Genomic DNA, 22,236 nt, shown 5'->3' with positions numbered 1-22,236 from the left:
GGGGTGAGGGGCCGCCGGGGTGGAGCCGGAGCGCTGGTGGGCTCTCGCTACCTGCTGAGCAGCCGGCGCAACAGGACGAGCATCGCGGCGACGGAACCCACGAGGACGCTCAGCGGCTTCCAGCGATCCGCGAGCGTCGTGTTGTGCGGGACGTCGCGGCGCACGGCGACGGCGGCGACGCGCCCGCTACCGGACCCGCCGGATGCGGCGCCGGTGGTCGATCCACCCTTGTCCGAGCGGTGCTTCGCCCCGTTCAGGCGTGCCTTGACGTCGACGCGGGCGCCGAGTGAGTCCCTCGCGTCGGCGATGTGCGTCCGGCGTTCACCCGAGCGGCCGCGCAGTTCCTCGTAGGACGGCGCCGGCTCCTTGGGCTTGGCGTCCTTCGCCTCGTCCTTGCGGTCCTTCTCGGGCTTGTCCTCCTTCGGCTTCTTGACGTCCAGCGTGGCGGGATCGAAGCTCCGGCCCTCCTTGAGGACGCCGAGGTCGTGGCGGATCCCGCGGATCGCGTCCTCGGGGATCAGCGGAAGCTGCTTCTTGAGCCGGGAGACGCCGATCAGGGCCAGGACGCCCCCGATCACCAGGAAGAGGGCGGCGACCAGGAGAGCGGCCAACCAGGCGGGCATGACCTCGGCGAGGCCCATGATGGCGGCCACCACGAGCGCGACGGCGAAGAACAGCACGAAGACGAGCGCGACGACCAGGAAAGCGGCGGCGATCCCTGCCTTGATGCCCTTCTGCTTCATCTGCTGCAGGGCGATCGAGACCTCGTCACTGACCTGCCGCGGTGTCAGGCGTGCCAGGAGCTTGATGAGACCGAAGAGCGAGAGCGAGCCCGTGGACCGCTTGCCGCGCGTACTGGCCGAGCTGTTCATAGGCCCTGCCTCCATTCGTAGGTTGTGTTCTGGACATTGGCTGAATCAAAATTACCATCGGGCCGTTGCCATGGTTCCGCTTCGACGGACGCGCGGGCAAGGGGACCCCGTGCCGCCCCGATGAGGTAGTGCGTCACGAGGTGGACGCGAGCTCCGCGTTGTCCTCGAGGTCCTTGCCCGCGAACTCGGGAAGACGGGTGCGGACGAAGACGAAGGACAGCACGGCGAAGACGGTGAACGCCGCGTACATGGTCCACAGTCCGAGATTCTCGCTCACCCACGGGAAGGTCAGGGTGACGATGAAGTTGAAGACCCAGTTGACCATCGTGGCGACTCCGAGCGCGATGGACCGGATCCGGTTCGGGAACATCTCACCGAGCGTCACCCACATCACCGGACCCCAGGTGGCGGCGAAGAAGATCACGAAGAGGTTCGCCCCGACGAGGGCGATCGGCCCCCAGGCGCCCGGCAGCGCGATGTCCTCCCCGGTCCCCTCTGCCTGGAAGAAGGCGAGGGTTGCTGCGAGCAGGCCGATCGCCATGCCGACCGACCCGATGAGCAGGAGCTTCCTGCGCCCGATACGGTCGACGAAGAAGATGGCGACGAAGGTCATGGCGACGTTGATGACGGAGGTGATGACCGACGTCGTGAAGGAATCGCTCTCACTGAAGCCCACGGACTTCCAGAGCGTCGTGGAGTAGTAGAAGATCGCGTTGATGCCGACCAGTTGCTGGAGCGCTGCGATGGTCATGCCGACCCAGAGAATGGGTTGCAGTCCGAGGGCCGGCCCGCGCAGGTCGCGGTAGCTCGCGCGGTCCTCGCGCTGGAAGCTCTCCCGGATGGAGGTGATCTTGCCCGCAGTGTCCCGGACCCCGGCGACGCGGGAGAGCACCCGGGCGGCCTCGTCGTCGCGTCCGGCCCGGATGAGGAACTGCGGGGACTCGGGGATGATCAGTGCCAGGACCCCGTAGACGACCGCCGGGACGACGCCGACCAGCAGCATCCAGCGCCATGCCGACAGCCCCCACCAGAATTCCTCCCCCGCGCCACCGGCGGCGCTCGCGAGTGAGGCATCGGACAGCAGTGCGGCGAAGATGCCGACCGTGATCGCGAGCTGCTGCACGGAGGCGAGTCCCCCGCGCCACTTCGACGGCGCTATCTCGGCGATGTAGCCGGGGACGATCACCGAGGCGATGCCGATGGCGAGGCCGCCGACCAGGCGCCACGCCATCAGGTCCCATTCGGAGAAGGCATACGCCGACCCCACCGAATTGACCGCGAACAGGAGGGCCGCGGCGACCATGACCTTCTTGCGGCCCCAGCGGTCGGCGAGCCCTCCGGCGAACCAGGCGCCCGCCGCGCAGCCGAGGAGCGTGATGGCGACCGTGAAGCCGAGGACGCTCGCGCTCAAGCCGAAGTCGGCCTGGATGGAGTCGACCGCTCCGTTGATGACCGCGGTGTCGAAGCCGAACAGGAGTCCTCCCACGGCAGCGGCGACAGTGATGCCGATGACCCTCGCCATGTGCTTCGGTGACTGCTCCGCCTGCACTCCCGCATCGTTCTCGCTCATGGTCGTATCTCCCTGCTCGTTCGGTGTCTGATCACCCTACGTCAACCACAAGCATGCTTAGCGAACGGGTACAACGCGCCGGTGGTGCAGCACTCCCCACCAGGATGACGACGGTCCTAGGATGGAGGGGTATTGATTCGCCCCAGCAACCATCTTCCCGTCGTCCGGGTCGTCGGTCCTGGGGCTCGAGCCGCTCCGCCGTCGTCGCCGGGCCGCCGCAGTCGTCGATCCGTCCGCGCTCCACCCGACCCGTCACCGTCACGTCCCGCGTCCCCCCGCCGGTACCGACCCTCCCGTTAGGCAGCACTGTGAGCACCACCACCCATCCCGGCGACACCCTGTCCCGGCGCGAGAAGATCATCTACGTCTTCATCCTCGGCACGTTGACGGCACTCGGTCCCTTCACGATCGACCTCTACCTCCCGGCGTTCCCCGCGCTGCAGTCGGACTTCGGCGTGCCGGAGGCCGCGGTGCAGCTGACCCTGACGGGAACGATCCTCGGCTTCGCGGGCGGACAGCTGCTCGTCGGGCCGCTCAGCGACAAGATCGGCCGCCGCCTGCCCCTCATCCTGGCCACCGCACTGCACGTCGGCGCCTCGATCGGAGCGGCGTCCTCCGAGGACATCACGATGCTCATGCTCTTCCGCGTGCTGCAGGGTGTCGGCGCTGCGGGCGGCGGCGTGGTGGCCATGGCGATGGTGCGTGACCTCTTCGGCGGCTACACCCTCGTGCGGATGCTCTCCTACATGGCGCTGGTCAACGGCATGGCGCCGATCTTCGCGCCGGTCATCGGCTCCCAGCTGCTCCTGCTGTTCCCGTGGCCGGGGATTTTCTGGTTCCTCGCGGCCTACGGCGTGCTCGTGATCGTCGCCGTCTCGCTGTTCATCATCGAGACCCTTCCGAAGGAGAGCCGGCGGCGCTCCGGACTGACGGTGGTCGAGCGCTACAGGGTCGTCCTGAGGGACAGGATCTTCATCGGCATCCTGCTCGTGGGTGGCATGAACTTCTCCGGTCTGTTCTCCTACCTGTCCGCCTCCCCCTTCCTCTTCCAGGGTCCCTACGGGCTGAACGAGCAGCAGTACGGCCTGCTCTTCGCCATCAATTCGCTGGGCATCGTCGCGGGGGTGCAGATCAGCTCCCGCATGCTGAGGCGCGTCGGCCCGCAGTGGGTGATCGCCGGGGCGACGGTCGTGCAGCTCAGCATGGGGCTGCTCATGATCGCGTTCGACCAGCTGGGACTCGGCTTCTGGGGCACCGCACTGCCGCTGTGGTTCTACATCATGGCAACGGGCTTCATCTTCCCCTGCGTGCAGGTCCTCGCGCTGATCAACAACGGCGCCCAGGCCGGGACGGCGGCGTCACTCCTCGGGGCCGTCACGTTCGGGTTGGCGGGAATCGTGTCGCCGCTCGTCGGGCTCCTCGGGGAGGGCATCGAGTCCGCGACACCGATGGCGCTGGTCATGGCCTCGTGCATCGCCACGGCGATGGTGTTCCTCTGGTCGGTCGTCCGCCCGCGGACGGTGCCCGCGCTGCACTAGGACCAGAACCGGCATCGATACCGGACCGGTGCCGGACCGGACCGGACCGGACCCGGTGCCGGTAACGGAGAACGACACAGGGCACCGGGTATCTGGCGCCCTGCACCGGCGCCCGGCACCCGTGCCTGGCACCCGTGCCCTGGGCATAGGCACCGGGGAACCGGCGCCGACTCAGGCGGCGGCCTGCTCCGATGCCGTGGGCTCCGCCTCGCTGGGTAGCGCCTCCGCGGTCTTCGCGATGTTGCGGGCCATGGACGTGAAGATGAAGCCGTGGAAGGGCAGAACCGCGAGCCAGTACAGCCGGCCGGAGAGGCCCTGCGGGAAGAACACGGCCCGCTGGTAATAGGCACTGCCGGAGCCGTCCGGCTCCACCCTGAACTCGAGCCAGGCACGACCCGGCACCTTCATCTCGGCGCGCAGCCTGAGCCGCTCGCCCCGCACGAGCTCCTCGACACGCCAGAAGTCCAGGGCCTCGCCGGTGAGCAATTCCTTCGCATCGCGACGCCCGCGGCGCAGGCCCACTCCACCGGCCAGTTTGTCCATCCAGCCGCGCGCTGCCCAGCCGACGGGCCAGGAGTACCAGCCGTTCTCGCCACCGATGCCCTCGACGACGCTCCACAGCTTCTGCGGGGATGCCGTGGAGCTGTAGGTCTGGACGTCGGTGAAGACGGTGTGGCCCGCCCACTGCGGGTCCGACGGCAGCGGATCGGCCTCGGTGTCGATCTGGGACGCCCCGGCCCAGCTGGTCTCCACCTCTCCCCCGCGCATCTTCCCGAGGGCGAGGTCCACGGAGCGGCGGTAGCCTGTGAGGCCGCCCTCCGGAGCGGGGATGAACTCGTCGATCCCGTGCTCGGCGGTGACGGCGTCGTGCTGCAGCGATTCGATGAGCGGCATGGCCATGGCGCGCGGGATCGGCGTGACCAGGTTGACCCAGTGGCCGGCGAGGCGCGGTGTGAGGACCGGCAGGGCCAGGATCTTCCGGCGGGGCAGGCCCGCCGCCTCCGCGTACTGGTTCATCATCTCGGCATAGGTGAGGACCTCCCTCGACCCGATGTCGAAGGTCCTGTTGAGCGCGTCCGGCAGATCGAGTGCGCCGACGAGGTAGTGGATGACGTCCCGCACCGCGATGGGTTCGATGTGGTTCAGGACCCACTTCGGGGCGGGCATGACCGGAAGGACGTCCGACAGGTGCCGGATCATCTCGAAGGAGGCCGAGCCGGAGCCGATGACGACGCCGGCCTGGAAGGCGATGGTGGGCGTTCCGGAGTCGAGGAGGATCTTCCCCACCTGCGTGCGCGACCGCATGTGGGTGGAGAGCTCCACCCCTTCGGGGTGCAGCCCGCCGAGGTACACGATCCGACGGACGCCCGCGGCCGTGGCGGCCTCGGAGACCGTCGCGGCGATGGCGGACTCCCGCTTGTCGAAGTCCCTGCCCGAACCCATCGAGTGGACGAGGTAGTACAGCGTGTCGACACCCTGCGTCACGGTGCGCATGGTCTTCTCGTCCTGCAGGTCACCCTGCACGATGTCCACGGAGCCTGCCCAGGGGACGTCCTTCAGCTTCTGCGGGGACCGGACGATGACCCGCACCCTGCGACCGTCGGCCACGAGTTTGGTGACCAGCCGGCCGCCGATGTACCCCGTGGCTCCGGTGACCAGGATGAGCTTGCCGTCTGTGCCCTGCGTGCCGTCAGTGTCCATGCGCACAGACTACGCCCGGCCCCTGACAGCTCTTCCCCCGGGACACCTCTCCCGTGGGATGAGCGCGGCCCCCGAAGCCGCTGCGGCAGGGCATGGAAAAGGCCCCCGACCGGTGTTCCCACTGGTCAGGGGCCCTGTTGCTCCTCCGACTGGACTTGAACCAGTAACCCTTCGATTAACAGTCGAATGCTCTGCCAATTGAGCTACGGAGGAATGCGCAGGTACAACTCTACATACCTGCCGGGGGGATGTGAAATCGGCCCGCGCTCACTCCTCGCGGAGGAGTCTGCGCTGCATCTCGAGCTCCATCAGGTCGCGCTGGAGCTGGTTGTAGAGCGTGGGATCCGCCGCCGGATCCATGCGCTGGAGCTGCCCGAGCTTGTCGGCCTTCTGCTGCGTGATGCGCAACTCGGTCAGCCGGTTGAGGATGTCCCGGCAGTACAGCACCATCGCCTCGGCGTCCTTCGCCGGCAGCGGCCGGACGGCGAGCTCGCTGACCAGCGGACGGAGGACATCGGGTACACCCTCCCGCACCGACTCCACCCATCGGGACAGTTCCGTGCCCGCCGCTCCGGCCGCGATCACGGCCGTGTGCAGTGCCTCGTAGACGGGAACGCTGAAGCGGGACGTGGAGAAGCTCTCCCACTGGGTCGCGGTGAGGAGGGTGGGCTGCTGCAGGACCACCTCGAGCGCCTCGCGTTCCATCCGCGCGATGGGGTCGCGGGGATCCGGTCGCTCGTAGTAGGGCTCCTCCACATCTGTGCCGGCCTGCGAGCCCTGACCGGCCGGGGTGTTCCCCGGGCGAGCCTGCTCGCCCGGTTGCTGTCCGAACCGTCCCTGCCGGTCGCCGGACGCGGGGGCACCGGGGCCACCCGTCTCGCGCCGCGCAGCGGACGAGACCGCCCGGGCCACCTGGTCCTCTCCCACGTACTGCATGCCGAGCCAGCGGGACAGCTCGCGGGTGTAGGTCGACCTGAGGGAGACGTCGCGGATCTGCGCGACGATCGGCGCGGCGTGCCGCAGAGCCTTCACCTGCCCCTCGCCGGAGGACAGGTCGAACGCATCGAAGGAGGCCTTGATCGCGAACTCGAACAGCGGACGGCGATCCGCGATCAACGCGCGCACGGCGTCGTCACCCCGGGTCTGCCGCAGCTCGCAGGGATCCGCGCCGGAGGCCTCCACGGCCACGTAGGTCTGGGCGGTGAACCGCTGGTCCTCCTCGAAGGCGCGGAGGGCCGCCTTCTGGCCGGCGGCGTCCCCGTCGAAGGTGAACACCACCTCACCGCCCGTGCCGTCGTCGGACAGCAGCCTGCGGGCGATCTTGATGTGGTCCGTGCCGAAGGCGGTGCCGCAGGTCGCGACGGCGGTCCCGACACCTGCGAGGTGGCAGGCCATCACGTCGGTGTACCCCTCGACGACGACGAGCTGCCGGTTCTTCGCGATCTCCTTCTTGGCGAGGTCGATGCCGTAGAGCACCTGCGACTTCTTGTAGAGGGAGGTCTCGGGGGTGTTGAGGTACTTGGGCCCCTGGTCGTCCTCGTAGAGCTTCCGTGCCCCGAAGCCGACGGTGTCCCCGGTGATGTCCCGGATGGGCCAGATGAGCCGGCCGCGGAAACGGTCGTAGAAGCGCCCGGCGTTGCTCGACGACGCGCTGAACATGCCGGTGAGCTTGAGTTCGTCGAGGGTGAAGCCGCGGCCCGTCAGGTGGTTCAGCAGCGAGTCCCAGCCCTGGGGTGCGTAGCCGACACCGAAGTGGGCGGCGGCCTCGCGGTCGAAGCCGCGTTCCTGCAGGAACTGGCGGGCCGTCGCCGCACCCTGGGTGAGCAGCTGCTCACGGTAGAACTCGGCGGCGACCTTGTGGGCGTCGAGGAGACGCCGGCGCTTGCCGACGTCCTCGCGGCGCGGTCCCGTCCCGCCGTCCTCGTAGTGCAGCTCGTAGCCGATCCGGGCGGCGAGCTTCTCGACCGTCTCGCTGAACGAGGTGTGGTCCTGCTTCTGCACGAAGGAGATGACGTCACCACCCTCGCCGCAGCCGAAGCAGTGGTAGGACCCCATCTGCGGCCGGACGTGGAACGAGGGCGACCGCTCGTCATGGAACGGACAGAGCCCCTTCCACGAGCCGATCCCCGCCGATTTGAGGGTCACGTACGCCTCGACGACTTCCTTGATGTCGGTGCGCTGGCGTACCTCATCGATGTCTTCACGCTTGATGAGTCCGGCCATGGCATTCAGTTTATGCCTGCCCCACCGACACTCGGACCGGCTCCTACCAGAGGGCGGGGACGGGACCGACGATCCGCTCGTGGAGCCCGAGGGCGGAGGCATCGGTGAGCGATGCCACCTGGTCGATGACGACGCGGAGACGGGCCTCATCATCAGGGGCCTCGCGCCAGTCCGCGGCGAACATGGGCTCGAGGTAGCGGTCGCCGTCGGCGTGGATCTGCGCGACCAGGGACGCGAGGATCTCCCGCTGCCGCTCGTACAGCGGCTGGCGATGATCCGTGGTCATGACGTAGGTGGTGGCGAGGCCCTTCATGACCGCGATCTCCATGATGGTCTCCTCGGGCACCACCATCTCCGCGTTGTAGCGCGTCAGCGGGTCAGGTCCGTAGATGGAGCGAGTGGACTGCATGGCGCTGAGGCAGAAGCGGCCGATCAGCTGGCTCGTCATGTTCTTCAGCGCGGCCATGGAGCGCCGCGTGCCGTCGGCCTCACGCACCCACACGGGGGTCCGCTCGAGGCGGGAGAGCGCGGCGTCGACGGCGGCAGGATCACTGCCGGGCAGGTACCACTGCTGCGTGTAGCCGACCACGCGGGCCCGGGCGTCCGCGCTGTCCATCCACCTCAGCTGCAGGTGCCCGGCGACGATCGCGTCCTCGACGTCGTGCACCGAGTAGGAGATGTCGTCCGCGAGATCCATCACCTGCGCCTCGACGCACGAGCGCCCCTCGGGGGCACCCGCCCGGAGCCAGTCGAAGACCGGGAGGTCGTCGTCGTACGCGCCGAACTTGGTGGTGCGCCGGCCGTCGATGACGGGGGCGGAGGCCACGGTCCAGGGGTACTTGCACGCCGCGTCGAGGCTGGCGCGGGTGAGGTTCAGGCCGGCGGGACCGCCGTCGGCCTGCAGGACCTTGGGCTCGAGCCGGGTGAGCAGGCGCAGCGTCTGGGCGTTGCCCTCGAAGCCGCCGATGCCGTGTGCGATGTCGTTCAGCGCCGACTCGCCGTTGTGGCCGAAGGGCGGGTGGCCGAGATCGTGCGCGAGGCAGGCGGTGTCCACGATGTCCGGGTCGCAGCCGAGGGTCCGCCCCAGTTCCCTGCCCACCTGAGCGACCTCGAGGGAGTGGGTGAGGCGTGTGCGGACGAAGTCGTCCGTGTCGGGCGCGACGACCTGCGTCTTCGCACCCAGCCGGCGGAGCGCGGAGGAGTGCAGCACGCGGGCCCGGTCACGTTCGAAGTCGGTGCGGTGGGAGCTCTTCGGCGGCTCCTCGACCCACCGCGCGGTGTCCGCGGCGGTGTAGCCGGTGGTGGAGGCCGGTTCGGTGAAGCTCATGATGCCTTTCTAGCGCAATGACTCGGAGGACGCCCGCGGGATCGGCGCATGGGGAGGATCGGTCAGCCGCCGGAGACGTCGAGCTCGGCGGCCGCGATGTCAGCCTGCTGCGCCGCGTTGAGCACGCGGCCCTCGAGCCAGTGCTCGGGCAGGGCGGTCCTCTTCGGCGATCCGGCACGGCCGCGCGGTCCCTCCGCGTCCTGGCCCGGATAGGGCGAGTCGTGGTCCAGTTCGGCGAGGAGGCCGCGCAGCACCTCGAGGGTGGGCACGGTGGCGAGCCTGGCCCGCAGGTCCCCGCCGACCACGTACCCCTTGAAGTACCAGGCCATGTGCTTGCGGATGTCCCGCAGGCCCATCATCTCGCTGCCGAACGTCTCGACGAGGAGTTCGGCGTGCCGGTACACCGTCTCCGCGACCTGACCGAGGCCGGGACGGTGCCGGGTGGGACTGCCCTCGAAGGCGTTCATGAGGTCTCCGAACAGCCAGGGCCTGCCCTGGCACCCGCGACCGATGACGACGCCGTCGACACCGGTCTGCCGCACCATGCGCACGGCGTCCTCGGCGCTCCAGATGTCGCCGTTCCCGAGGACGGGGATGTCCGGAAGGGCCTCCCGCAGTTCGGCGATGGCGTTCCAGTCCGCCTGCCCCGAGTAGAACTGGGACGCGGTGCGTCCGTGCAGGGCGACGGCGGCCACGCCGCTGTCACGGGCGATCTTCCCCGCCTCGCGGAACGTCAGGTGGTCCTCGTCGATGCCCTTGCGCATCTTGATGGTCAAGGGCACGTCACCCTTCGACGCCTCGCGGACCGCGGTCTGCACGATCCCGGTGAAGAGATCGAGCTTCCAGGGAAGCGCCGCTCCCCCGCCCTTGCGGGTGACCTTCGGGACCGGGCAGCCGAAGTTGAGGTCGATGTGGTCGGCGCGGTCCTCCTCGACGAGGAGGCGCACGGCCGCCCCGACGGTCTTCGGGTCGACGCCGTACAGCTGCACCGACCGCACCTTCTCGTCGTCGTCGTGGGAGATGATGCGCATCGACTCGGGGCTGCGCTCGACGAGCGCCCGGGAGGTCACCATCTCGGAGACGTAGAGACCGCCGCCGTACTCGCGGCATAGCCGGCGGAACGCCTTGTTGGTGATGCCGGCCATGGGGGCGAGGATCACGGGTGTGTCCACCGTGATGTTCCCGAGGGTCAGGGGCGGGAGGTCGAGTCTCAGGGCGGCGTCTGCCGGCTCGTGCGGCGCGGCGGCCGGCTCATCCGAGGAGCGGGCACCGGAGGGGGCGGGGCGGGTGGAAACTGCAGTCACCCCTCCATTGTCGCAAGGGCCCGCAAATCCGGGATCCGGCACCGGCCGGACCGCCAGGAGCGCGGACCCCCGCTTCGCGGCCGAAGCCTTGCGCCAGCCCCGCGTCATTCCGCTCCCTCTCTCGCCTGGTCCGGTTCGTCCGCCTGACGCGTGCCGCGGGCGCGGCGTTCGCCGAGCGCCACGAGCCGTTGGCCGGGCGCGAGGGTCCCCGCTCCCTCGGCGGCGGGGGCGGCAGGCGTCACCCCGCCGTGATGCCGGGTGTCGTGGTCGGAGTCGCCAGCGGGGCGGGCGCCTTCGTGCCGGACGCCGTCGGGAGTGCGGCCGGTCGGGTCGTCGTCGAGCCCTCCGCCGTCACGCCCTTCGCCGCGCCCGCGGGCTGCCCTGGGCCCGACAGCCTTGACCACGAGCACCGCGATCAGGGTGGTGAGTGGGATGGCGAGCACGAGCCCGATGGACCCGACGAGGGTCCGCACCACCTCCTCGGCGAGCTCGCCGCTCGTGAGGGTGTCGAGGAGCGGGCGGTCGTAGAGGGAGACGAGGATCAGGATGGGCAGGGCTGCCCCGGCATAGGCGAAGGCGATCGTGTAGACGGTCGAGGCGATGTGGTCACGGCCGATCCGCATCGCGGAGGCGAAGAGGAGGCGGCCGGAGGTGTCCGGCGCCAGCTCGTGCAGTTCCCAGACCGAGGACGACTGCGTGATCGTGACGTCGTTGAGTACACCGAGGCCGGAGATGATGAGGCCGCACAGGATGATCGACGAGATGGACAGGTCCGCCGAGGCGTTGACCAGCGTGTAGGCGTTCTCGTCCCCGACCCCCGTGAGGTGTGCGGCATCCGTGGCCCATGCGGCGAGCAGCGCCGTCACCGCCAGCCCGAAGACGGTCCCGAGGAGCGCGGTGGAGGTCCGCGCCGAGAACCCGTGCGCGAAGTACAGGACGCCGTACATGATCGCCACCGAGCCCACGAGCCCGAGCAGCAGCGGGGGCGCCCCCTCGAGGAGGCCGGGCAGGATGAACTGCGCGAGGATCACGAGGGCTCCCACCAGGCCGACGATGGCCCGCAGCCCCCGCCAGCGGGCGACCGCGATCACGACGACGGCGTAGAGCACCGCGAGCGCGACGATGGGGACCGACCGGACGAAGTCCACGAAGACGTAGGGCGCGGCACCGCCCTGCATGACCTCGGACAGGTCCAGGTACCGGATCTCGTCACCGGCTTCGACGGCGTCCGTCCTCGCCAGTTCCGGTGTGACCTCGACCGGGATCAGGTCACCGCCGCGGGCGGGTTGCGTGTAGGCGACGGTGCAGGTGAGGGCCGTCCCGCCGGCGTCGACGGTCGGCTGGGAGGACGGGCAGTCCGCCTCGGCGACCTCGCGGACGGTGCCGCGGTCGAAGCTGACGCCGTCGGCCGTGGCGTACGGATCGGAGACGGTCAGGGAGCCGCGGTCTCCGCTCGGCCAGAGCAGCACCATCGCGACGAGGGTCAGCACGCCGATGGGCACGAGGATGGCCGCGAGCAGGAGGGTTGCGCGGCGACGGGTGGCAATCGCGGATGCGGACGGCTCCGAACTCCCCGTGGCGCTCGTGGCGTGCGGGTGGCTGTGGCCCACGGAACTCCTCCGGCTGGTTGGTACGGCTGGGCGGTGCGAGGGTTCCTGAGGCACGACGGCGTCGCGCTGCGGCCCGTACGGATTCTACGCAGGAGAACGTGCGAGGCTGGGACGGCAGCGCCGGGGAGCCCCGGGACGGTGCAGGGCTGTCCCGGATACCACCGCAGGACCGACGGCACGAGGACAACCCTCCGGGGTCTGAGAGGACGGAACGTGGCAGCGCAGGCATCACTCCCCGCGAGGGACAGGGACCCCGTGGTCTCCACCGGCGGCGCGGACTCCGACGTGCGCGGGGTTGCGCTGGTCCTCCACGGGGGCAGGGCCAGCAGCTTCGACGCGGTGCAGCCCCAGCACCTCAGTCCGCTGCGGATGCGCCCCTTCGCGGCGCGCCTCGCCGCCGACGGCGGGAGGCACGGACTCGCGGTATGGACCCTCCGCAACCGGGTACGCGGCTGGAACGGCGCCGACCGGTCCGCCCTGCAGGACGCACGCTGGGCCCTCGCGCGCATCGCGGCCGAGTATCCCTCGCTGCCGGTCTACCTCCTCGGCCACTCCATGGGCGGCCTCACCGCGCTCTACGCCGCGGACCATCCACAGGTGCGCGCCGTCGCAGCCCTGGCTCCCTGGCTCGAACCCGCCAGTCCGGTGGAACCGGTGCGGGGTCGGGACGTCCTCATCATGCACGGGGACACGGACCGGTGGACCAGCCCGACGTCCTCGCTCTCCTTCGCTCGGCGCGCGGTGGGCGTCGCCGAGGACGTCCACTACGTGCGGATGCTCGGCGCCGGCCACTTCATGTTCCGGACCGTGCCCGTCTGGCACGGCCTCAGCACCTCCTTCCTCCTCCGGCGCTTCGCCGGGGACACGGGAGCAGCCGTCGCCCCCGCCGTCCTCGGGCGCTCGGACCTGCTGTACCGATCCTCCGACCCCCTCGGCGTGACGGCGTGACCGCCCGACCCCCCGGTAGGACCGCCTGACCGCGTGACAACGGCTTCGCTTCCCCGGCTGCCCCTGCCACCCCGCGACCACCCCCGCAACAACCCCGCGACAACCCCGCGACAACCCCGCGACAACCCCGCCACGACCCATCGAAGGTGCCCATGACCGTCTTCCCCCTGTCCGCGTTCCTTGTCGGCCTGCTGCTCTCGATCGCCGGGGTCGCCGTGCTGATGGCCCTGACCTTCGCCGTGGCCACGGTGCAGAGGCGGCACTCGGTCATCGACGTGACCTGGGGCCTCGGCTTCGTGGTCGTGGCGGTCATCACCTTCCTGGCCTCTGCCGGCGAGGGCGACGACGGCCGGCGCGTCCTCATGCTCGTCCTCGTCGCCGCCTGGGGCCTCCGGCTGGCCGGGTTCATCGCCTGGCGGGCCCGCGGCGGCGAGGAGGATCCGCGCTACGAGGAGATGCTTGCAGATCCCCCCGGCTCGGCAGCCGTCCTCGCGCTGCGGAAGGTCTACCTGCCCCAGGCCGGGGTCATGCTCTTCGTCTCGCTGCCCATCCAGGTCGCCATGGTCAGCACCGGCGCCCTCGGGCCGCTGGCATGGATCGGAGCGGCCGTCTGGGCGGTGGGACTGTTCTTCGAGAGCGTCGGCGACCAGCAGCTCGCGTCCTTCAAGAACGATCCTGCCCGCCGGGGGACGGTGCTCGACACCGGGCTCTGGCGCTACACACGCCATCCCAACTATTTCGGCGACGCCATGGTGTGGACCGGCCTGTTCCTCGTCACGGCCGACTCCTGGCCGGGGGTCCTGACCGTCCTGTCCCCCGCCCTGATGTACTGGGCCCTCGCCAACAAGACCGGGAAACCGCTGACGGAGAAGCGCATGTCCGCCCGGCCGGGGTACAAAGAGTACATCGAGAGCACGAGCGGGTTCTTCCCGCTCCCGCCGAAGGCCGGAAGAGGGATCTGAGCATGGGATGGAAGCCGCGGCAGAGTGACCGCATGTACCGGGCAGTGGTGTACGCGGGCAAGTCCGTCTTCACGGCGCTCCGCCTGCCCGTCAGGGTCACGGGAACCGAGAATCTGCCCGCCTCGGACCCGCTGAACGGGCGTTCGCGCCGCGCGGTCCCGGGTCACGGCGCCGTCGTCGCCATCACGCACTTCGGCTACCTCGACTTCGCGTTCGCCGAGCTGGTCCTCTGGAACCATGAACGCATACAGGCGCGGTACATGATCTCCAGGCGCGCCGCCGAGCACTGGTTCGTCAGCCCCGTCGTCCACGGGCTCGGGCACGTCGTCACCGACCGCACGGCCGGGGCGGAGGCGTACGACGACGCCCTGGTGAAGCTGCGCGCCGGTGAGTACGTCGCGATCCTGCCGGAGGCCGGCGTCTCCCGGAGCTACACCGTCCGGGCCCTGAAGACCGGCCCTGTGCGGCTCGCCGCGGAGGCGGGCGTACCCGTGATCCCGATCAGTGTCTGGGGCGCGCACCGACTGCTGACCCGCGGGCACGGCTTCTCCCTGAAACGTGCCTGGCGGTCGCCGATCCGCCTGCACATCGGCCCCGCCATCCACCATTCGCCCGACGTCGACGTGGCCGAGGAGACCGAGCGGCTGCGGCGGGAACTGCAGGCCGGCATCGAGACCTGCATCGCCGACTTCCCGGTCACGCCCGCAGCGGGCGCCTGGTGGATGCCCGCGCACCTCGGTGGCGGCGCGATGACCGAGGCCGAGCGCGACGCCGCCGATGTCGCCGACAAGAAGGCCGGGAGGCACAGCCGGGGCTGACGCCCCGGTCAGGCGGTCGCGACGACCAGCGTCTCGGGTCCGGCGAGCTGCGCTGCGCCTGTGGCGAGCAGGGGCTCGACGACGGCGACGAGGGCCTCCATGGCGTCGTCGACCTCCAGCTGGATGGGGTACTGGTGCACCAGCATCGCGATCATCGTGGCCACCGCAGCCTGCTGCTCCGCGGGCGGGAGCGAGGTGTCGTAGCCGAGCAGCACGTCCGCGGGGTCGTCCGTGCGCGCCTGCGTGTAGCTGACCGCGAAGGTCGCGATCGCGCCGCCGTCGGCCTTCGGCCGGTCCCGGAGCACGATCGCCCCGCCGGCGCCGCTGGCATCACCGAGGAAGAGCAGCTGGGCCCTGCCAAGGCTGAGCTCGGCACGGTCCCAGACGTGGACGGACTCGTAGAAGGCCGCGAGCGCCCGCGTGAGTTCCACCGATCCGGTCGCCGCCTCCTCCAGTTGGGGACCCGCGGCGTCGTCGAGCGCTGGGGCGGCGAGGGCACCGGGTCCGATGACGACGAGCCGCGAGCGCTGCAGCGCGCCGAACCCGGTGGCCTGCGCGAACGCGGACCCGGTCGTCCCCGGCGTCACCTTCGACCGGAGTGCCGTGATGCCCGACGGCGACGCCGCGGCCTCGTGCTGGAGCATCGTGAGGAGCGTGGAGCCGACGCCCGCGCGCCGGTGGTCCGCCGCGACCTCGATGTAGCACCAGAGCCTGTCGGGGTGCAGTGCCGCACCGTAGACGCAGCCGGCCGCGACGGGCACGCCCTGGTCCACCACGGTGATGCAACGGTTCCAGGGCTCCTCCGCCGGCGGCCTGAAGGACCCCCGGAACTGCTCCGACGTCGCGGATTCGGGCCCACCCCAGAGCTGGATGAGCTCGAGGTCGTCGCCCTCCTGCCAGGCGCGGTACTCGAGGGCCATCAGGCTCCGATCAGTCGTGCGGCGAGGTATCCCTGCACCTGGTCGAGGGACACGCGCTCCTGCGCCATGCTGTCCCGCTCGCGGATGGTGACGGCCTGGTCCTCGAGCGTGTCGAAGTCCACGGTGATGCAGAACGGGGTCCCGATCTCGTCCTGGCGCCGGTAGCGGCGACCGATGGCCCCGGCGTCGTCGAAGTCGATGTTCCAGCCCTTGCGGAGCTGCGCGGCCAGGTCCTTCGCCTTCGGGGACAGGTCCTCGTTGCGGCTGAGCGGCAGCACGGCCGCCTTGACCGGCGCGAGGCGGGGGTCGAGCTTCAGGACGGTGCGCTTGTCCACCCCGCCCTTGGCGTTGGGCGCCTCGTCCTCCGTGTAGGCGTCCACGAGGAATGCCATGAAGGAGCGGGTGAGGCCGGCCGCGGGCTCGATCACGAACGGCGTGTAGCGCTCGTTGGTGGCCTGGTTGAAGTAGCCGAGGTCGGTACCCGAGTGCTTCGAGTGCGTCGAGAGGTCGAAGTCGGTGCGGTTCGCGATGCCCTCGAGTTCTCCCCATTCGGAGCCCTGGAAACCGAAGCGGTACTCGATGTCCGTAGTGCCCTTGGAGTAGTGGCTCAGCTTCTCGAGGGGGTGTTCGAAGAGGCGCAGGTTGTCCGCCCTGATGCCGAGGTCGGTGTACCAGGCGAAGCGCTGGTCGATCCAGTACCGGTGCCACTCCTCGTCCGTCCCGGGCTCGACGAAGAACTCCATCTCCATCTGCTCGAACTCCCGGGTGCGGAAGATGAAGTTGCCCGGCGTGATCTCGTTACGGAAGCTCTTGCCGATCTGGCCGATGCCGAAGGGCGGCTTCTTGCGCGCCGTCGTGAGGACATTGTTGAAGTTCACGAAGATGCCCTGGGCGGTCTCGGGGCGCAGGTAGTGCATGCCCTCCTCCGACGCGACCGGTCCGAGGAAGGTCTTCAGCAGTCCGGAGAACTCCTGCGGTTCGGTCCACTGGCCCTTGGTCCCGCAGTTGGCGCAGGTGACGTCCTTGAGGCCGTTCTCGGGCGCGCGGCCCTTCTTCTCCTCGTACTCCTCCTCGAGGTGGTCCGCCCGGTAGCGCTTGTGGCAGGAGAGGCACTCCACGAGGGGATCGCTGAAGACGTCCACGTGGCCGGAGGCCTCCCAGACCTGCCGGGGCAGGATCACCGCGGAATCGAGGCCGACGACGTCCTCCCGGCCGCGCACCATCGTCTGCCACCACTGCCGCTTGATGTTCTCCTTGAACTCGGCCCCGAGGGGTCCGTAGTCCCAGGCCGAGCGGGAACCGCCGTAGATCTCACCCGACTGGAAGACGAAGCCGCGCCGCTTGGCGAGCGAGATGATGGGGTCGAGTGCTGACTTGGCTGCTGCCATGGGATCTTCTCCGGTTCTCTGCAGGCCGCTGGGTGCGGTCCGCGGGTGGGGGGCGCGTGGTGCAGGCTGGTCCGCTCCCGTCGCAGGGGCGCCAGAGCTACCCGGCAAGCCTACCGGGTCGGGCCGTGGCGTCGGCGGTGGTGGCAGGCTCTGCACCCGGTCGTGGAGGGGCAGGGGGAACCCCCTTGACGTGACGGCGGAAGCTTCCTAGGTTGAGCACACTCCGACGTGTGATCCACGTCACTCCCGCGTCCGGACAGTCCGGACCGCTCGCACCCAAAGGACCCCCATGCCCCGTTCCTTCGTACGCCCGCGCGCCCGCATCGGACGCTCGGCGCTGGCCCTCGCCGGCAGCCTCGCCCTCGTGGCGAGCGGCAGCTTCGCGGCCAACGCCGCGCCGACGTTCGACAACAGCACCAACAACTCCTCCAAGAAGCTCCGGGCGGCGGTGACGGTCGAGAAGGTGGTGGGGCACCTCACGGCCCTCGACGCCATCGCCGAGGCCAACGGCAACACCCGCGCCTCGGGCACCGAGGGCTATTCGGCGTCCGTCGACTACATCGTGGGCACGCTCACGGCAGCGGGCTACTCGCCGACTGTCCAGTCCTTCCTCTTCCCGTTCTTCGCCGAGTTGAGCCCCGCCGTGCTGGAGCAGTCCACGCCCGACGACGTCACCTACGGCGCCGAGGACGTGGCCACGATGACGTTCTCAGGTGCCGGGGACGTCTCCGGCGAGATCCGCACGGTGGACACCACGGGAACCGCGAGCGCGGCCGGCACCAGTGGCTGCGAGACCACGGACTTCGCCGGCTTCACGGCCGGCTCGATCGCACTGGTGCAGCGCGGCGGCTGCACCTTCGCCATCAAGGCCGCCAACGCCGAGGCCGCGGGCGCGACGGCGGTCATCATCTTCAACACCGGCGTGGGCGGCAACACCGCCGCGGTCGCCGGCACGCTGGGGGCACCCGACCTCGTGGGCATCCCCGTCGTCGGAGCCAGTTTCGCCGCCGGCAACGACCTCCTGGGCGAGGGCGTCACCGGCCGTGTCGCCGTCGACACCATCTCCGAGAACCGGGAGACCTACAACGTCATCGCCGAGACCGGCACCGGGGATCCTGACAACGTGGTCATGGTCGGAGCGCACCTCGACAGCGTGCTCGCCGGACCCGGGATCAACGACAACGGGACGGGCAGCGCCGGGATCCTCGCCGTGGCAGAGGGCATGGCCAAGGTCAAGACGGCCAACAAGGTCCGCTTCGCGTGGTGGGGTGCCGAGGAGGAGGGCCTGCTGGGCGCCGAGTACTACGTGGCCGACCTCGTGGAGAAGGATGAGCTCGATCGCGTGGGCCTCTACCTGAACTTCGACATGATCGGCTCGCCGAACTTCGGCCGTTTCGTGTACGACGGCGACAACTCCGCTTTCCCGGTGGGTCCCGACGCGGCGGCCGGTCCTGAGGGATCGGGCCGGATCGAGCAGGACTTCCACGACTACTTCGCATCGGTGGGCCTGGCCTCGGGTGAGACCGCGTTCAGCGGCAGGAGCGACTACGGACCCTTCATCGCGGAGGGCGTCCCTGCGGGTGGCCTCTTCACCGGAGCCGAGGGCATCAAGACCCCCGAGCAGGCCGCCCTGTTCGGTGGAGTGGCCGGCGCGCCCTACGACGCCTGCTACCACGCGGCCTGCGACGACACGAACAACCTCAGCATCGAGGCCCTCGACCAGCTGAGCGACGCCATCGCTCACCTGACCGTGACCTACGCGTCGAGCACGTTCGCCGTGAATGGTGCCGGCACTCCCGTGAAGGGCAAGGGCAAGAAGGACCGCTTCGACGGCAACCCCCTCGGCGGCGGCACGGAGAGTGGCGGCGGGCTCCACCCGGAGCACGACCACGACCACGAGGTCGCGGACCGCTAGCACGACCAGCACGACCAGCACGACCAGCAGGGGCGGCTCCCGACGGGGCAGCCCCTGCTGCGTGCGGCGGGGTCAGGGGACCGGGCTCAGGGACTGACGCGGCGCGGCCAGGGCAGCGTGGTCAGGATGATGGCGCCGAGCGTCAGCAGCGTCCCGGCCACGGTCGCGAAGGCCACGATGGTCCCGGGCGCCGGGACCACGAGGTCGAGCAGGAGCGAGCCGACGAGCTGCCCGCCGATCATGCACAGACCGGTGAGGAGGACGCCGAGGCTCCGCACCAGCAGTGCGCCGAGGGCGATGAAAATGCACCCCATGGGTCCGCCGAGGTAGTACCACCACTCGGAGGGCAGGGGGTTCCCCGGTCCGGCGATCACGAGCTTGACCAGCCAGGCCGCCAGCAGGACCGCCGTCCCGGCGATGAAGTTCATGAGGGTCGCGGCGAGGGGCGTGCCGTAGTGCAGGGACGCCGTGCCGTTCATGGCCTGCTGGAAGCTGAGCAGCACGCCTCCGGCGACGGGCAGCAGGACGGGCAGGAGCCAGCTGGAGACCTCGCCGGCTCCCCCGAACCGCGGCGAGACGGCCCAGACGACGGAGAGGACGGTCAGGACGACGCCGATGACGCGCATAGCGGTGACGGCCCGCTTCCCACCCGGCCCGATCCCGGCCCGGTCCACCAGGAGTCCGCTCAGCGACTGGCCCATCACGGCGGCCACGGTGAACAGGGCGACGCCGATCAAGCCGATGGTCAGGGACTGCGTGAAGACGAAGAACGCACCGATCGCACCGGCGGCGATGTAGAAGGGCGGGAACCGGCGCTCACGCACCGAGGGGAGGATCTGCAGCGCACCGGCGCGTGCGGACGGCAGCGCCAGGGTGATGACGATCATCACCACCAGGCCCGTGCCGAAACTGATCAGGGCGGCGGCGATACCGTCCCCCAGGGCGGTACCGAGCGCACCGTTGATCCGGCCCTGGACGGGTACCGCGAGTCCCGCGGCGAGGGCGAGCGGAAAGCTGACGGAGGGAGGGAGCAGAGGCGCGTCGGACACCCGTACAGCCTAGTCCGGCGGCATCCGGCATGATGGACGCATGACCGACGACTCCAGCACAGAACTGCCCATCCGGGATGACATGATCCGCCTGGGGCAGCTGCTGAAGCTCGCCTCCCTCGCGGAGGACGGCGTGGAGGCGAAGACCCTCATCGACAACGGGCTGGTGCACGTGAACGGGGAGATCGAGGAACGGCGCGGACGCCAGCTCCACCCGGGTGACACCATCAGCGTCAACGGCGAGACGGTGCGGCTCACCCGCGGCTGACGGTTCCCCGACGCGGGTGGTCCGCACCGCGCGGCTTCGGCGCATCCGTCGCCGCCGGGTCGTCCACGGTGGTCCTCCCGCCGCGTCCGGATCCGGCGTCAGCGCTTCCCGAGCACCGTCATCGCGAGGAACTCGCGGACATGGGCCAGCTCCTGCACGTTGATGCTGTGGAACATGTTCGAGTAGAGGATCTTCGTCAGTTTCGTGTGGGTGGTCAGCCAGGCGTGGGTGACCTCGATCATCTCCGCAGTGATGACCTGGTCCTCCTGGTCCCGCCCCCAGAAGAACGGCGTGGGGGTCGCAGCGGCGTCCTCGTCCCGGAAGAACGCATGACCCTCCGAGGGGACGGTGAAGCCGGAGAGCCCGACGACGCAGGTGAAGTCCGCGGGTCGGTGCCGCAGGAGCGAGGTCGCCACCGCCATCCCCTGCGAGAACCCGAGGATGCTGACGCTGGTATGCACGTCGCGTACGGTGTCGAGCCACTCCGAGACAGCACCGACACCAGCGACAACGCGCTCCACGGAGTAGTCGGCATCACGGGCCAGGGGGAACCACGAGTAGCCGGGGCCCACGGCCAGCGGCGCCCGGACGGAGGCCACGGTGAACTCACCGGGCAGGTGGTCCGTCAGGCCCATGAGGTCCTCCTCGTCGGCCATGTAGCCGTGGAACAGGACGAGCAGGGGCGTACCTGCGCGCTCGGACTCGGGCCTGGACCAGAGGACCACCGGCTCCCAAGAGCGTGGCTCGGGCGCGGCGGTGCCGGAGGCGGATTCAGTCATGCCGTCCATCCTGTCACGGGGCGATGACTCCCTGCACTCCGGATGGCTGGTGTCCGGCGGCCGGCAGCGGTCACAATGGTGCGGTGAGTGCAGCGAACACCGGGGGTCCCCCGCAGAGCAACGCCCAGCCCATCCCGAACGGCCCGATGATCGACCCCACCCTCAACTCCGAGCCGCACCCGTGGCATCGCTACGTGGCACTCGGTGACTCCTTCACCGAGGGGATCGGCGATCCGAACCCGGCCAGCGTCGGCGGTAATCGCGGCTGGGCGGACCGCGTCGCCGAGGAACTGGCGCGCGGCCAGTCGAACTTCGCCTACGCGAACCTCGCCGTGCGCGGGCGCCTCCTCCAGCAGATCGTCGACCAGCAGGTCGACGCCGCGATCACCCTGCGTCCCGACCTCGTCACCATCTCGGCAGGCGGCAACGACCTGCTGCGTCCGGGCGGCGATCCCGATCTGCTCGCGGCCAAGCTCGACGACGTCGTCGGGACCCTCGCCGGTTCGGGGACGACCGTGGTGCTGTTCACGGGACCGGACGTGCGCGAGACCGTCCTCGGGAGCATCCGCTCCAAGACCGCGATCTACAACGAGAACCTGCGCACCATCGCGACGCGGCACGAGGCGGTCATCGCGGACATGTGGGCGCTCCGGCAGCTGCTCGATCCGCAGATGTGGTCCACGGACAGGCTGCACTTCTCGCCGCTCGGCCACCACACCATCGCCGCGATGGTCCTCGACACCCTCGCGGTGAGGCACACCCTCGAGCCGCTGCAGCCCAAGGAGCTGCCGGCTCGCACCTGGCGGGCCGCACGCGCGGAGGACCTCGTGTGGGCACGCGAGTACTTCGTGCCGTGGGTCCTGCGCCGCCTGCGGCACCAGTCCTCGGGAGACGGCGTCACCGCCAAGCGGCTCGAACCGGCACCGATCTTCGGACCGGGCATGCCACCGGGCGCCGCGGACTAGCTCGCCGTCCGCCGCGGCACGCGGGGCCGTCCGCCGCCCCTCGCTCGTCGGCCCGGGGACCAGTGTTCCCGGCGTCCCG

The 22,236-nt window shown here is 70.0% G+C and carries 18 protein-coding genes and 1 tRNA gene; 7 read left to right on the top strand and 12 right to left on the bottom strand.

Annotated features, from left to right (window positions below):
• Positions 1 to 47 precede the first annotated feature (47 nt).
• Positions 48 to 872 (bottom strand): phage holin family protein, encoded by an 825-nt coding sequence (locus NVV32_RS05125; RefSeq protein WP_422391601.1) that lies wholly within the window; start codon positions 870 to 872, stop codon positions 48 to 50.
• Between the two features lie 133 nt (positions 873 to 1,005).
• Positions 1,006 to 2,442 (bottom strand): sugar porter family MFS transporter, encoded by a 1,437-nt coding sequence (locus NVV32_RS05120; RefSeq protein WP_422391600.1) that lies wholly within the window; start codon positions 2,440 to 2,442, stop codon positions 1,006 to 1,008.
• A gap of 308 nt (positions 2,443 to 2,750) precedes the next feature.
• On the opposite strand from NVV32_RS05120, the gene NVV32_RS05115 reads away from it, so the two are divergent.
• Positions 2,751 to 3,980 (top strand): multidrug effflux MFS transporter, encoded by a 1,230-nt coding sequence (locus NVV32_RS05115; RefSeq protein WP_055772676.1) that lies wholly within the window; start codon positions 2,751 to 2,753, stop codon positions 3,978 to 3,980.
• A gap of 171 nt (positions 3,981 to 4,151) precedes the next feature.
• Here NVV32_RS05115 and NVV32_RS05110 read toward each other — a convergent pair whose 3' ends face one another.
• The 6 genes from NVV32_RS05110 to NVV32_RS05085 all read right to left on the bottom strand — a co-directional run bounded on the left by NVV32_RS05110 (position 4,152) and on the right by NVV32_RS05085 (position 12,145).
• Positions 4,152 to 5,681: an SDR family oxidoreductase gene (locus tag NVV32_RS05110; protein ID WP_055772679.1), complete on the bottom strand. Its 1,530-nt coding sequence runs from the start codon at positions 5,679 to 5,681 to the stop codon at positions 4,152 to 4,154.
• Between the two features lie 140 nt (positions 5,682 to 5,821).
• Positions 5,822 to 5,894: transfer RNA gene (locus NVV32_RS05105), tRNA-Asn, on the bottom strand.
• 54 nt (positions 5,895 to 5,948) lie between these two features.
• Complete coding sequence (dnaG, locus tag NVV32_RS05100; RefSeq protein ID WP_422391599.1) at positions 5,949 to 7,904, bottom strand: DNA primase; 1,956 nt, start codon at positions 7,902 to 7,904, stop codon at positions 5,949 to 5,951.
• Positions 7,905 to 7,947: 43 nt separating this feature from the next.
• Positions 7,948 to 9,231 carry a deoxyguanosinetriphosphate triphosphohydrolase gene (locus tag NVV32_RS05095; protein WP_055772685.1) on the bottom strand — a complete coding sequence of 428 codons (1,284 nt, stop codon included), beginning with the start codon at positions 9,229 to 9,231 and terminating at the stop codon, positions 7,948 to 7,950.
• A gap of 62 nt (positions 9,232 to 9,293) precedes the next feature.
• Positions 9,294 to 10,535, bottom strand: a complete 1,242-nt coding sequence (gene dusB, locus NVV32_RS05090; protein ID WP_422391598.1) for a tRNA dihydrouridine synthase DusB — start codon at positions 10,533 to 10,535, stop codon at positions 9,294 to 9,296.
• Positions 10,536 to 10,639: 104 nt separating this feature from the next.
• On the bottom strand, positions 10,640 to 12,145 hold the full coding sequence (locus tag NVV32_RS05085) for a YibE/F family protein (RefSeq protein WP_422391597.1): 1,506 nt from the start codon (positions 12,143 to 12,145) through the stop codon (positions 10,640 to 10,642).
• A gap of 213 nt (positions 12,146 to 12,358) precedes the next feature.
• Between NVV32_RS05085 and NVV32_RS05080 the strand changes: the two genes are divergently transcribed.
• The 3 genes from NVV32_RS05080 (at position 12,359) to NVV32_RS05070 (ending at position 14,873) form a co-directional block, all read left to right on the top strand.
• Positions 12,359 to 13,093, top strand: a complete 735-nt coding sequence (locus NVV32_RS05080) for an alpha/beta hydrolase (RefSeq protein ID WP_422391596.1) — start codon at positions 12,359 to 12,361, stop codon at positions 13,091 to 13,093.
• A gap of 152 nt (positions 13,094 to 13,245) precedes the next feature.
• Positions 13,246 to 14,055 (top strand): DUF1295 domain-containing protein, encoded by an 810-nt coding sequence (locus NVV32_RS05075; RefSeq protein ID WP_055772688.1) that lies wholly within the window; start codon positions 13,246 to 13,248, stop codon positions 14,053 to 14,055.
• Between the two features lie 32 nt (positions 14,056 to 14,087).
• Positions 14,088 to 14,873 (top strand): lysophospholipid acyltransferase family protein, encoded by a 786-nt coding sequence (locus NVV32_RS05070; RefSeq protein ID WP_422391595.1) that lies wholly within the window; start codon positions 14,088 to 14,090, stop codon positions 14,871 to 14,873.
• A gap of 8 nt (positions 14,874 to 14,881) precedes the next feature.
• Here the strand turns inward: NVV32_RS05070 and NVV32_RS05065 are convergent, their stop codons facing one another.
• Positions 14,882 to 15,793: a GNAT family N-acetyltransferase gene (locus NVV32_RS05065; protein WP_422391594.1), complete on the bottom strand. Its 912-nt coding sequence runs from the start codon at positions 15,791 to 15,793 to the stop codon at positions 14,882 to 14,884.
• On the bottom strand, positions 15,793 to 17,181 hold the full coding sequence (locus tag NVV32_RS05060) for a glycine--tRNA ligase (RefSeq protein ID WP_422391593.1): 1,389 nt from the start codon (positions 17,179 to 17,181) through the stop codon (positions 15,793 to 15,795). The genes NVV32_RS05065 and NVV32_RS05060 overlap by 1 nt, the downstream gene beginning before the upstream one ends.
• A 289-nt stretch (positions 17,182 to 17,470) precedes the next feature.
• Here NVV32_RS05060 and NVV32_RS05055 point away from each other — a divergent pair, with 289 nt between their 5' ends.
• Positions 17,471 to 19,096 carry a M28 family peptidase gene (locus tag NVV32_RS05055; RefSeq protein ID WP_422391592.1) on the top strand — a complete coding sequence of 542 codons (1,626 nt, stop codon included), beginning with the start codon at positions 17,471 to 17,473 and terminating at the stop codon, positions 19,094 to 19,096.
• An 86-nt stretch (positions 19,097 to 19,182) separates the two neighbouring features.
• Here the strand turns inward: NVV32_RS05055 and NVV32_RS05050 are convergent, their stop codons facing one another.
• Entirely contained in the window at positions 19,183 to 20,145 is a 963-nt protein-coding gene (locus NVV32_RS05050; protein WP_422391591.1) for a DMT family transporter, read from the bottom strand.
• A gap of 40 nt (positions 20,146 to 20,185) precedes the next feature.
• On the opposite strand from NVV32_RS05050, the gene NVV32_RS05045 reads away from it, so the two are divergent.
• Entirely contained in the window at positions 20,186 to 20,413 is a 228-nt protein-coding gene (locus NVV32_RS05045) for an RNA-binding S4 domain-containing protein (RefSeq protein ID WP_055772707.1), read from the top strand.
• 98 nt (positions 20,414 to 20,511) lie between these two features.
• Here the strand turns inward: NVV32_RS05045 and NVV32_RS05040 are convergent, their stop codons facing one another.
• Positions 20,512 to 21,192: an alpha/beta hydrolase gene (locus NVV32_RS05040; protein ID WP_055772710.1), complete on the bottom strand. Its 681-nt coding sequence runs from the start codon at positions 21,190 to 21,192 to the stop codon at positions 20,512 to 20,514.
• 146 nt (positions 21,193 to 21,338) lie between these two features.
• Between NVV32_RS05040 and NVV32_RS05035 the strand changes: the two genes are divergently transcribed.
• A complete protein-coding gene (locus tag NVV32_RS05035; RefSeq protein WP_055772850.1) occupies positions 21,339 to 22,157 on the top strand; it encodes an SGNH/GDSL hydrolase family protein in 819 nt (272 codons plus the stop codon).
• The last annotated feature ends 79 nt before the right edge of the window (positions 22,158 to 22,236 follow it).

The sequence above is a fragment of the Arthrobacter sp. N1 genome (assembly GCF_048288285.1).
Lineage (GTDB): Bacteria > Actinomycetota > Actinomycetes > Actinomycetales > Micrococcaceae > Arthrobacter_D.
The sequence above is the reverse complement of the archived record's forward strand: the minus strand, read 5'-3'. Positions and strand labels throughout refer to the sequence as shown.